The following is a 12,032-nucleotide window of genomic DNA, read 5'->3' as shown; positions in this document are numbered from 1 at the left end:
GGCGCACACCGGGCACCCCGATCGCGGCGGTACGTGGCCGTACTGCACGGCACAACTTGTACGGTCGATCGTCGCGAGCGTGCCCGCGGGATACCGGTCCTGCATGAGCGAGGCCGTGACCCGGGCGACGACGACCTGCAGCGCGGGCCCGGTCTGCTGCCACAGTGATGCGCGGCCCGGGCCCTGCGCCCTGTCATCGCCGGGCGGTGCGTGACGCGGGACCTGCTGTCTGGTGAGAAACCCGGACAGGCACTCAGGGCATCCGTTGTCGCCGCTGTAGTCGTATGCCAGCACGTATATCTTGCTGCGCCAGAACAGAATGGCCACGCACTTGCCCGACGCGTCCCTCGGATCCGCAGGTCCGTGCAGCCGCACCGGATTCGTCAGCTGCCCGAAAAGAACTTCCGCCGGGCGCGGCGTGCCGTTGTCGGCCAGGAGGCCCGACAGAAGGTTCTCGGTGGGCATCTCGTGCGGCTGTCTCTCGTCTCCCGCCCGGCCCCGGTCTCGCGTCGTCCTCACGTCACGCCACTTCCACGAGCTGAACTTTGTTCCGCATGAAGGGAATTGTGTGGGGGACAGGCTCGATGCGGTCCGGCAACGAGACATGCTTCCACACTTCCCGCCAGGTCCGGAAGTGCGGATTGAGGTGGACCAGAACGCTGCCGTCGTTGACCAGTCCGAGCAGCGCCATGGAGACGGCTTCCCCGTAACACGCACCCAGGCCGTGGGTGACCGCGCCCTCGGCCCCCAGGCCGGCTGCGCGGTAGAGGCCGTTCGGCAGTCGCGCGCCGACCCACCGCAGCACACCACGACGTCCGCTGCGAGCGATACTGCGATCGATGTACCGGCTCATTCGACCGCACTCGTCGTCACCCAGGTCTTCGTCCGACATCGGGTCCAGATCACCTTCGCCGACGGGTTCGCGCAACGAAGTCCTCAGCAGCGCGCGGTAGATCGCCTCGTCCACGTTCCATCCGGCGCCCAGGTTGCGCGACACCGGGCCCTCGTGCGACGGGTCCGCGATCAGTTCGACGGCGTTGAGGGCGGCCTGGTAGAAGGCCTCCCTCGAGGACAGCGTGTCGGCGCGCACCTCCCGGACGTGGGAACAACCGGAGATGTCGGTGAGGACGGTGGCCCGGGCGCTCCCGAACGGGACCTGGGGCAGGTCGCCTCCGTCGAGGTCGAGGAAGGGTCCGACCAGCCGGTCCGTCCAGCCGGCCAAGGTGGCGATGATGCGGTCGTTGTCGTCGTGCAGTCGCTCGTCGTCGTGCGGGCTCGCGATGTTCCTCCGGACCAGCGGCTCATGCGCGTCCTCGAGCGGGTCGCCGTGATCGTCGGGCACGCTCGCCCGGTGACAGCGACACCCCGAGTCGTGCCACACCGGATGCGGCTTGACCGCGGGCAGGCCCGCATCGATGGACAGCGCGGTGCCCGCCGCGGAGTGATCGGCCAGTCCCGCGCACCGCACGTAGATCGAGTGCACCAGGACGGCCGCTCTCAGCTCGGCCGCCGTCCCCGGCGGCGCGTCCTCGGGCGCGCCCTCGGCAGGGGCCGCCCACGTCCGGCCGTACCTGCGCAGGCAGTCCCAGCAGCCGGTGGAGTCGGCGTCGGACCAGACGATCCAGTCCAGCGAGCCGATCCCGCCCGCTATGCCGTGCGGCACGCCCCGCTCGAGCAGGGTGTCCTGGATCCGGACGGTGCGCTCGTGCGGCAGGCCGTCCGCATCGACGAGGACCACTACGTCGTCCCGCCATCGACGCCCGGGTTCCGCCCCGTCCGGCACCGACCAGGAGGTGTCTCCGGCCACGGGGTGGTACTCGGTCCGCAGCCCGTTCAGCGGTGATGCGTCGAGAGCGCGGCGCAGGTGCTCGAGCCAGTCGGGACGGCCGAGCAGGACGAGCGTGGTGCCGAGCACGGCGTCCAACGCGCGCGCCGGCTCGTTCGTCAGCTGGGAGAAGTACGGGATCAGCCACGCCGACGCGGGGCCCTTCTCGGCCACATACCGGCTCATCGGCCCGTCCAGGCGAACGGCGCAGCCGCGGGCCACGAGTGTGTCGAGCAGGCGCGACACCACAGGACGCGATGCGGCCGCGTACTGGTTCACGAGGTCCTGGACCGGGCGATTCCCGTCCAGCATGCTCAGCAGCGTCGAGACCAGATCGAACGCCGCGGCGCCCTTCACCGTGAAGGACGCGACGCCGTTGCCGATCCAGACCCCCTCCACCGTCCGCAGCACCGACACGTCGGGACGCGCGACGACGAATCCCGCGGGCGAGTCACCCCCGGTGGTACCGGTCGCTTGCTGCATCGTGAACACTGCACCCCCGTACGGGATTTGACCCGTAGTCAGTCCGTTCAGGAAAAATCACCCATACGTCCAGCCGCGCGACAACGGAAGTCCGGGCCGCCGCGACGGGGCCGCCGCTAACGCACTGGATGGGCGTAGGTCGAGGAGATCAGCGGATGCCTGGTGACACCGTCGCTCTGGACCAGGTTCCGTACCGCCGGCGCGATGAACCCGCCGAAGAGCGTGCCGACGAACCCATGGGACTGGAACGTCAGATGGAAGTCGTAGATCGCCATCGCGGCGCGCGTGACGCACAGGCGATAGCCGTGCGACCCGGCCCACGAGTCCGCCCGGTCGAGGCCGCCGTAGACGGTGACGATCCCACCCGCGGTCGCGAACTCGCGCTGCACACCGAGGTTTTCGACGTCGCCGAGAGCCGACATCGGCGCGATGAACGAGGACTCCTGCGCCGTGACGCGGTAGATGCCGGGCTCGAGCCCCTCGCTCCTGAAAGCGAAGACGAACGCTTCGAGCGGACCGGCGGCGTCGTCCAGACCCCAGTCCGCGGAATCGCGCCGCAGGGCTCCCCGGAGCAGGTGGATGATCACCTCCGTGCGCACCGGGTCGTCCGAGTACTGCAGCGACGACCGCCGCTGCAGCAGGGTCTCGAGCAGGTCGTTACCCGGGCCGAGGACCTCCTCGTCCAGGTCGACGGGGACGGGTGTCGCATGCTCGAACGGGATGGGCGCTCTGCGGGCCGCGAGCCCGTCGCCCGTACTCGTGCGGGAGCCGAAGCTCTTCAGCACGGGAAGCATTGTCGAGAGGTCGGATCTCACGGTTCACCCCAGTCCCATGACGGCCGCGACAGGTTCTTCGTCCGGCGATATGCCGAGGTGCTCGCTCAAGGAGTCGTCGTCCCAGTCCTTGTCGAGCGAGAAGTCCAGGGCCACGTGTTCGGCGACCTCGCGGGCACTGGTCAGCGCGCACCCCGCGTCGAGCAGCGCGAGGCGGAGCCCGAACGTGCCGTACTTGCGGACCACCTTCTTGAGGTTGCCGGTGACGACGAGAAGCAGTCGTCGGTCACCCGGCGGGACACTCGTCGACAGCTGCGCCAGCGCGTGATCCCGCTCGTTGTAGGCGTAGACGCCCACCGGCAGCACGCTCTCGTCCCGCGACACCAGGTAGGCCGTGGCCGAACCGATGTTCCCCGCCGCCGCGGTCCACCGTTTCACCCACCCGTCGGACGACTGGTCACGGATGCCGAACGCGACCTTGAGCAGCAGGCCCACGTCGTCCAGACCGATGGCCGCCCGGCGCTCCGACGCGGCTCGCCGGTGCGCACCAGCCAGCCTCGACACGTCCGGATCCGGCAACGGCACCTGCGGACAGCTCGGCCATTCCCGGAATTCGGACTGCAGCCGGATGTTCGACGACTGGTAGTGGGCCAGGTGCCCCTTGGGATCCAGGAACCGGCGTGGGGGAATCGCGACCGCCGCCTCGTACGCGGAGCAGGCAGGCGGTGAGGACGCCTCCGGGCCCTCGCTGAAGGAGCAGGTGGGACATCCGGCACGCGTGGCACTCGCCCGGTACTTCGTCGACAGGGTGGTCAGGTCGATCACGCTCGCATCGAGCGGCAGATGGGTCATCGTCGCCCGTGAGACGAGCGCGACGACATGGTGGGCGACGAGGCCCGCGACGAGGTCGTGCGCGCGCTCCGGCGGGTTCCCCGACAGCTTGCCTTCGCCCGATGTCCCGCACTGCAGGCAGGGGGTGAACGACGGATCCACGTACGGGCCCACGACCAACGACGTCGCGTCGGCCCGCACCCGCAGGAGCGGCCGGTTCTCCGCCCAGCACCTGTGCTGCAGCCCGGCGAGTTCCGGCTGCGACTCGCTGGTCTCGAAGAAGACGACGAGCTCGTTTTCCGCGGTCCGCCGCCCATCGGCGTCGACGACCACGTCGCACACGCCCCCGAAGGCGCGCGTCGCGGCCTCCACCAGCAGGCGGTCCCCGGTCAGGCGGACGGCGGAGCGGGCGAGTCTTGCGGCGCTGTCCGTCCAGGACCGGTTCGCTCCGGTGGAGTTGCCGAGACGCGACAGGAAGCAGGCGAACTCCGGCGGGACCGACTTGTCGTCGTCGCCGGGCACGCCCTCCTCCAGGACCCCCGACGCCCAGAGCAGGGCCACGGATTTGTAGACGGCAGCCTCGTCGAGTCCCACCGCGTCGGCAAGTTCCGCATGCGTCGCGGTGCCGTCGCACGCGGCGACCAGCCGAACCAGACTCTCGCGCGCGAACCCCCCCGTGAACACCTGCGGCCGGTCCGAGCCGTCGAGCATGACCGAGTCGCCGACCTGGCGCAGTCGGACGCCGCGACGCACGGCCGGACGGACGGGCACGGCGATCTGCAGGTCGCGGCGTGCGGCCCGGCCGATCGTCTCCGCCTTCACCTCGGAAACCAACAGTGCACTCCTTACGGGATCGTTGGCGCTTACGGGAGCCCTGCCACCGCTCCGGCACCGCTCGTCGGGCGGTCACGGAATCGGACGCCGCAGCGCGGGCAACGGTCCACGGCCACTGTCTCGGCCGTCGCCAGGGTCCCGGCCACCAGGTCGAACGTCCGCACCGTGGCCCCGAGCCCCTGAGGGCCGGTGCGGAGCTCGTCCACGGCCAGGGCGAGCAGCCCGTGGGCGATCGCGAGGTGTTGCGGGCCGAAGCCCTCGTCCAGTCCCCGGGTCGCCCGACCGACGTCGTACGGCTGCGCGGGGTCCCTGTGCTGCTCGATGCGTGCCAGGTAGCACGAGTAGCAGGCCGTCGCGCCCGGGATCACGGCTGGACCACAGATGATCCTCGTCGGGAGCAGTTCGACCCCCACCGACGGAATGTTCCGTTCGAAACCGATCCTGTCGAGCGCGTCGCGCAGCGCCTCGTCCCGCCCCGCGTGCAGGGCCACCAGCATGCCCGCGCGGGGCAGCTCGGCATCGCCCGGGACCGTGGTCATCGTCACCCGGCTCGACTCCGGGATTCCGTACGCCTCGGCGTACTGCTCCCCGAACGCATCACGAACCAGGTACAGGCATTCCACCGGTGCTTCCGGTGCCATGTGATCCGCCCCCTCCACTGATCCACTCACCCCGCGCTACGCAAACGGCTGCGGATCGGGATTGAGTGACTCTTCGTCATAGCTCTCGAAACCCATGGCCCGTGGCGCGGCGTAGAGCCTGGCCGTGGCGAGGTAGCGCTCGCTGTGTATGAAGGACAGGGGCACGGCTTCCGGGACCAGCACCTTGACGGCGTGCATGCCCACCTGCCGCGCCTCGTCCGTGGTGATGTCGACCGCCAGGACCTCGGCACCCCGGGCGGCCAGCCTGGAGACCGCGCCCTCCAGGGGATCCGCGTCCGCAGGCAGGCGGGGCAGCTCCTCGAGACGGCGTACTTCTCCTTCCCCCTCCAGCAGGTGCCCGAAGGCGCCGCGGCGCTCGATCGAGGCGTTCCACGCGGCGCCGCCGATCACGCTGACGGTCCCGTCGTCGGGTCGCTGCACCGGGTTGTGGGTCACGTACTCGCGTAGCGCGATGCGCAGGGAGGCGAGCTCGCGGTAGATCTTGCCGACCGCCCGGTGCGGATCCAGGTCGCAGGTCGCGCACACGATCTGCGCGAGCGCGTCGTCACTGCCCGCGAGCTGCACGGCGTAGATCACGGGGATTCCGAAGTCCGTCGTGGCGTCGAACAGCCGGACCTCGAGGTGACGCGACGTCCCGGTCGCGTAATAGGCACGCGCGAGTGGTTCGAGGAGTTCCGGATCGACCTGCAATCGCGGTAGACGCAGTCTCTGCAACCAGGCCAGCGCGAGCGAGTCCCGTTCGACGACCTCCAGGAGCCCGCCGAGGACGGCGCTGCGGATGTCGGAGTGGACCGCGGCCCCGGTGGTGACGCCCCGGGTGAAGAGTTCGGATCGCGACTGGGGCCGCATGTGCAGGTACACCGCGATGGCCGGCACCAGGACGGTGCGCCGTCGGGTGAGGGACCAGGCCCGGACCCATCGGATCGGGATGCTCGGGTCGTACGGTTCCAGACCGTTGTCGCTGCGACTGAGCTCGCGCGCGGAGCACTGCGGCCATCGAGTGGGCGAGACGAACTCGTCGGAGAGGGTGTCCTCGGCAGCGACGACGATGTCGTCGTCATTCCACGAGCACGTCGAGTACCGCTCCAGGGCTTCGGCGATCGATATCAGTCTCGCCCGCTCGCCGGTGAGGGCACTGCCGACACCGTTGACGTTTCCCATGTCGGCGTCGTGATTCCAGGCCCGCAGATTGTCCAGCACTTTCGAGGGGTCGCCCAGGCTGGACACGTGGATGGCGAAGTCGGGCTCACCGTCGCCGGTAGGCAGGGAGGCGGTGCGGGATACGAGGCCGTACGGGGATACCAGGGACTGAATTCGCCGTAAATCGGGCGGATTGGACTCGAGGTCCCCCCGTGAATACATTCACCCCTCCGGTCCTTCTCGCGTCTGCTCGCGAAACGATACCTCACCCCACACGAGGTAAAAGGAGTTGACATCCGCCGGAGATACGTCTACCGGTCGGCCCGGATTCAAGCCCCACAGATTGTTCAACTTGAGACAATGGGCTCTGCCGCGCGGAAATACGGAGCGGCAGACGAGTCGGGCTGTACGCCGGGTATATCTGACGCACCCTTCTGACCTGCGCTTATGCGAGTCGTATCGGCTGTGACCTGCTAGGACGGGTTGCAGAGGCGATCGGAGGCAGTCAGAGGAAACCGCTCTGATTCGCCCCGGGTTCGACCCGAGCTGCTCGGAGCCAGTCAGAGGCAATCGCCCTCTGTTTGGCCCCGAATCGGCCGAGGTCGGGGCGGTGTCGAACGGGTCAGCACTCCTCTGGCGGCACTCCGAGTCGTTCTCGGTCGAGCCGCGATGGGGACGCCTGCCTCTGATGCGGGGCCAGGCATACGAAGGCCTCCAGGACGGCAATCCTGGAGGCTTCGCTGGCACCGATTGGAGGTCGGTTCCGGACACCACCCGTGGTTTTAGCGGGCCTGGATGGCGTCCACGTCCTTGCGAGACGACCTCACAGTGCCACACCACACCCATCAGACGGACTCACCCCGACGTCCAATTCACCCGAGCGAGCGACTGGGTCTTCACAGGCTGCTTCCGGCCGCCGCTGACCTTGTCCTACTCGGAGACCTCACCGGCCGTTATGCGACGGGCAGCTACAGCAGGCTCGGCTCCGACGGCCGGACCGTGGTCTCGCGCGAGAACCGTCGCAGCGCGGCCGAGCACGGGCACCGGATCACCGCGGCCATCGCCTGCCACGTCGCCCGCGCCGGCGGAACCGTCGATGAGCTGACCCGGCTGCTGCTCCACCCCGACCATGAGGGTGGTCGGCACGCCCGGCACATCGCGGTGCGCTCCGGGCAGTCGCGTGCCCTGGACTACATCCGCAGGGTGTGGGCCAGCGCCTCGGTCGCGGTCGCCAGCACGCGGATCCTGGGGTCGCGCCAGCAGACGTACGAGGTTCTCGCCGCGCTGAGGGACCGGATCGAGACGACGCCCTGGCGTGGGGAGCGGGAGCGGACCGCGCTGCGGGTGCTGCGGGCGCATCTGAACTTCGCCGAGATCGCGGGCGGCCCCCTGCGTCACGCCAGTGAGCGGCAGACCGCTGAGGAGGCCGGGATCTCCCGGACGACGCTGCGGGTCGTGTACGAGACCGTTCTCAAGCCGCGTGGCTGGCTGCGCCGCCTGCGGGTCGGCCATGGCCGGGAGGGCTCGACCTGGTACCTCGGCGACGGCAGCGCCGACCATCACGACGTCCCCGCTCGGCTGTCTCGTTTCCGGACCACTCAGTACCCCCCCGACCCGGCACTTGAGGAGTGGCCCACCCCTGAGACGGGGGCGGCGGCCGACATCGACTCCACCGTCATCGGCCGTCTAATGGGCCACGACGCCTTCGCCCACCGCGGCCTCGGCAGCTCTGCACTCATGATCATCGGCGCGCTACACGTTTGCCCAGCACAGACGGTCGGTGAGCTCGTCGGCTCGGCATCGGTGTCCCGGGCCACCGCCTATCGGACCTTGCGCCGCCTGGCCGCCCACGACCTTGTAAACCACAGCGGGGAAACCTGGACCCTAGCGCCCCGCGCGCTGGAGGGCTTCGGCGCCAGCCTGTCCCAGACCGTACCCGGCCCGACCGGCCACCCGGCACAAGGCTGGGACGCCGTCGCCCGGCAATGCGACACCGCGGGCGTCTCGGCCCGGCGCAAGGCGCTGCACGCGGCCGAGCGCGCGGGGTATCGGGAGGCACTGGACCGGCTGGTTGAGCACCGCAGCAAGGCCGTGGTGATCGTCCGAGACGGCCGCCAGGTCCTCGTACCGGCACCCCGCCCAGATGAGATCCCCTCTGCGTGGCATGCGCCCGGTGGGTGCGTCCTCGACCCGGTCACCGGTCGCGCCGCTCCTGACTGGCGGATCGCCACCGATGGGCGACTGCTCCTCATCACCCCGGCTGATCAGCGCAGTTACGACGAGCTGGCCGCCGCCCATACCGAAGCCCTCAGCGAATGGGAGTCCGTCGCATGAACCCAGAACCCCCGGTCGCATCCGATGCGAGCGAGGCCGTGACGCCCGAGTCCCTGCGCAAGCAGTACGAGTCCGGGCCACGGTCGACGAACTCGTCGCCGCCAGTGGGCTGTCGTACGGCACGGTCCTCAACCGGCTGCACGACGCCGGGACCGAGATGCGCACGTCGTGGCAGACCCGCCGCATGCGCCAGGATCCGCAAGCGCGCCTGCGTCTCGCGGCCCGTCTGCGCACCCTGTACGAGCAGCACGGCGCGACGCTCACCGAGCTCGCCGCGGCCGCGGGAGAGACGAGGCGTGCTGCCCGACGCCTGCTGATCGAGGCCGGCGGCACCGTGCGCACGACACAGCAGACGCTGCGGATGCGTGCTACAGCGCGGGCCGCCGAGCGGCAGAAGCTCGCGCTGTCCCTGCGGGCACGATACGAGGCCGGAGCCACGGTCCCGGACCTCGCCCAGGAGTGCAGCTACTCCGTCGCCACCGTCTACCGGCTCCTGCACCAAGCAGGCACCTGCATGCGGCCCCAGCACAACCACGGCCCGGTCCGCGACCCGAGGAAGCGGCCATGAGCGCCCCCGTTCTCGCAGGTATCCCCCGAGGCACCGCTCGGCTCAACGACCCGCCCATCCACCATCCCGGCTTCGGTTGCACGGCAAGGGCACCCCCGCTCGCCTGCAGGCAGCCAGGCCCACAAGCAAGCGTCGACGCCGTCGACAGCCCCCGCCAAGTCAACGCATCTTTCCAGTTTCAGGAGATCAAGCACACGTGAATGAGAACACCCGTCACAAGACCCTGGCTGCGGCCACAGTCCGCGCCTGGGACGCCTTCGTGATCGTTGTCGGCATGCTCAAGGGCGGCACCGGCAAGACCACCTCCGCCTGGTTCATCGCCCTCTACTACGCCGCCGTCCTCGGCGTCCCGACGCTGCTGCTGGATGCCGACGCGACCAGCCAGTCCGCCTACGACTGGTTCAAGGTCGCCCAAGCCGAGGGCTTCGAGATCCCCGAGAACCTGGTGGTCGAGCGGTACCCGTTCGACGACATCGCCGAGTACAGACGTGCCAAGCGCGCCGAGTTCGGAGCGATCGTGGTCGACGCCGGCGGCGGCAGCGCCCGCATCTTCCACGAGGCTGTTACCGAGGCGAATCTGCTGCTCGTGCCGGTCGCCCCCACCAAGATCGAGCGCCGCAAGCTCGTGGCCACCTTCGACGAGGCCGAGCGCGCCGCCGCCCGCAACGAGCACGGTGTCACCGCCCACGTCGTGATGGTCAAGGCCGACGACCGCACCAGCCTGCCCCGCAACGCGAAAGACAAGCTGTTGGAGCTTGCCAAGGGCGAGGGCATCGGCCCGGACCGCGACGAGCCGTTCCCGCTCGCCGAGACCGTCATCCACTCCTGGGTGCACTACATGGAGGCCTTCGGCGAGATCCCGACCGAGCGGAGCGAGTACGCCGAGCTGATGAAGGAGCTCACGGCATGAGCGAGCGTATGAAGCCCCCCAACCGCCGCACCGGCCGCACCCTCGGCGGCGGGGCCAAGAAGGCGACCCCGCCGCCCCCTCCCCCGACCTCCGAGCTCACCCCCGAGCAATACGCCGCCGAACAGGCCACCGCCCAGAGCGAAGGCCATCCCACTGCCAGCGAGCCGCATGTTCAGCCCGCTCCTCCCGCCGTTCCCGCCGAGACATCGGCACAGGGCCAGGCCGAGGCGGTGCTGGAAGTGGCGGAGGCCGCTACCCAGCCGCCTGTTGAGGTCAGGCCGAGTCGCCCCGTGCCCGAGCCGGCCGCCAGTCAGCCGGTTCGCCCGGCCGTCGTCGCCCCCGAAACGGAGAAATCCGCTGGGGAACCAATGGAGCGGCAGGTGCCGCCTGTGGCCCCCGCTCCCGAGTCTGCAGCACCTGCGCTCCAGCCCACGCAGCCGCCCGAACCTGTTGCACAGCATGGCCCGTCCCGCGTCACGTCCGCAGCCTTTGGTGCGGCCCCGGCCGCCGAGGTGGCCATTCGCTCGGCAGTTCCTCCGGTCGCAGGCGGTACCGCGTTCCCGGTGAGGACCGAGGGTCCGGGGGCTCACCAGGAACAGGACGTCCGATCGCAGGAGACGCCCAGCGAGGCAACGCCGTACGCACACGGTCCCGGCCGTCCCAAGGACATTCCCGAGGTCGCCGTCGTTCTCAACCAGCGCATCATCACGCGCGAGAGCCTCGACTCGTCGATCCCCACCGCGCTGAAGCTCAAGAAGCGGATCAAACGCTTCGCGCTCGACAACGAACTCGATCACCTGCCCATCGGCGACATCGTCTCGGTCGCGCTGGACGAGTGGCTCACCGCCCGCGGCTTCTGACGCGGCGTGCATCTCCCAGGGTGTCCGCGAACGCTTCTCCCGTTCGCGGACACCCGTCCCCCCGACTATTCCACTAGTCCACTAGGCGGCTAGCCAGTCGACTAGTGGGCCGGACTGGAGCACCCCATGCCCGATCTCTCGCGCCACGCCCGTCAGCTGCGTGAAATGGCTGACGCCCTCGACGCGTAATCCGACCTGACCGACGACCCGTTGGCGCCTCATCCGGACACATTGGAGGTCATCAATGGCCGCCATACCAATCGTGGGCAGATCAACTACGCCGTCCCCGACGCATTGCAACTCCAGCGGCGCATCCGCCGCTACCACGCGGACCACGGCGTTCAGCACGGCGACATCGTCGCGCTCGCTCTCGACGCCTTCCTGCGCGCCAAGGGCTACCCACCCGACGTCAAACCAACCGCGCCAGAAGCCTCGTGAGCGGAACGGACGAACGCATGGCCCGGACCGCAGTGCTTGTGAGCCGCAGCAGCAGCCGCGACACACGTGATTATGCAGCGGCGGGCCACCGCCGCTTTGCGTATCCGGACCCACACTCCGGCCCCGCAGCCAGGGCACAGCCGGCTTCGCGTGCCTGAATTTGCCCACTGGTCACTCGGCGGCCCATTCCGCGGCCCTCTGCATACATAAAGCGTGAAATTCGAACAGATCGACTACCACACACATTGCGCCACCGACCGATCAGAACAAGACGCTCGATCACCAATTGACGACAAAGAGCGACGGACATCACCCTTTAAATCGGACCAAACGCCACGCTTCGCACTCAGGAAGCCCTTGCTAGGGCTGTCTCG

General features: G+C 69.3%; 10 protein-coding genes. 5 read left to right on the top strand and 5 right to left on the bottom strand.

The annotated features are described in order from the left end of the window. Positions 1-520 precede the first annotated feature (520 nt). The 5 genes from ABZV31_RS01945 to ABZV31_RS01925 all read right to left on the bottom strand — a co-directional run bounded on the left by ABZV31_RS01945 (position 521) and on the right by ABZV31_RS01925 (position 6,770). On the bottom strand, positions 521-2,308 hold the full coding sequence (locus ABZV31_RS01945; RefSeq protein WP_355886751.1) for a hypothetical protein: 1,788 nt from the start codon (positions 2,306-2,308) through the stop codon (positions 521-523). Between the two features lie 116 nt (positions 2,309-2,424). Beyond that, positions 2,425-3,102, bottom strand: coding sequence for a tpaF (locus ABZV31_RS01940; RefSeq protein WP_355887563.1), 678 nt, complete (start codon positions 3,100-3,102; stop codon positions 2,425-2,427). A 24-nt stretch (positions 3,103-3,126) separates the two neighbouring features. Further along, on the bottom strand, positions 3,127-4,746 hold the full coding sequence (locus ABZV31_RS01935) for a tpaE (RefSeq protein ID WP_355886750.1): 1,620 nt from the start codon (positions 4,744-4,746) through the stop codon (positions 3,127-3,129). Between the two features lie 29 nt (positions 4,747-4,775). Further along, complete coding sequence (locus tag ABZV31_RS01930; protein WP_355886747.1) at positions 4,776-5,387, bottom strand: TOMM precursor leader peptide-binding protein; 612 nt, start codon at positions 5,385-5,387, stop codon at positions 4,776-4,778. Positions 5,388-5,423: 36 nt separating this feature from the next. Next, positions 5,424-6,770 carry a YcaO-like family protein gene (locus ABZV31_RS01925; RefSeq protein ID WP_355886744.1) on the bottom strand — a complete coding sequence of 449 codons (1,347 nt, stop codon included), beginning with the start codon at positions 6,768-6,770 and terminating at the stop codon, positions 5,424-5,426. Between the two features lie 777 nt (positions 6,771-7,547). On the opposite strand from ABZV31_RS01925, the gene ABZV31_RS01920 reads away from it, so the two are divergent. The 5 genes from ABZV31_RS01920 (at position 7,548) to ABZV31_RS01900 (ending at position 11,658) form a co-directional block, all read left to right on the top strand. Then, entirely contained in the window at positions 7,548-8,882 is a 1,335-nt protein-coding gene (locus tag ABZV31_RS01920; RefSeq protein ID WP_355886741.1) for a transcriptional regulator, read from the top strand. Positions 8,883-9,066: 184 nt separating this feature from the next. Beyond that, positions 9,067-9,450: a helix-turn-helix domain containing protein gene (locus ABZV31_RS01915; protein WP_355886738.1), complete on the top strand. Its 384-nt coding sequence runs from the start codon at positions 9,067-9,069 to the stop codon at positions 9,448-9,450. Between the two features lie 196 nt (positions 9,451-9,646). After that, entirely contained in the window at positions 9,647-10,360 is a 714-nt protein-coding gene (locus ABZV31_RS01910) for a ParA family protein (RefSeq protein WP_355886735.1), read from the top strand. Then, entirely contained in the window at positions 10,357-11,220 is an 864-nt protein-coding gene (locus tag ABZV31_RS01905; RefSeq protein WP_355886733.1) for a hypothetical protein, read from the top strand. The genes ABZV31_RS01910 and ABZV31_RS01905 overlap by 4 nt, the downstream gene beginning before the upstream one ends. A 231-nt stretch (positions 11,221-11,451) precedes the next feature. Further along, positions 11,452-11,658 (top strand): hypothetical protein, encoded by a 207-nt coding sequence (locus ABZV31_RS01900; protein WP_355886730.1) that lies wholly within the window; start codon positions 11,452-11,454, stop codon positions 11,656-11,658. Positions 11,659-12,032 lie beyond the last annotated feature (374 nt).

It is taken from the genome of Streptomyces sp. NPDC005202 (genome assembly GCF_040608235.1).
Taxonomy (GTDB): domain Bacteria; phylum Actinomycetota; class Actinomycetes; order Streptomycetales; family Streptomycetaceae; genus Streptomyces.
The sequence above is the reverse complement of the archived record's forward strand: the minus strand, read 5'-3'. Positions and strand labels throughout refer to the sequence as shown.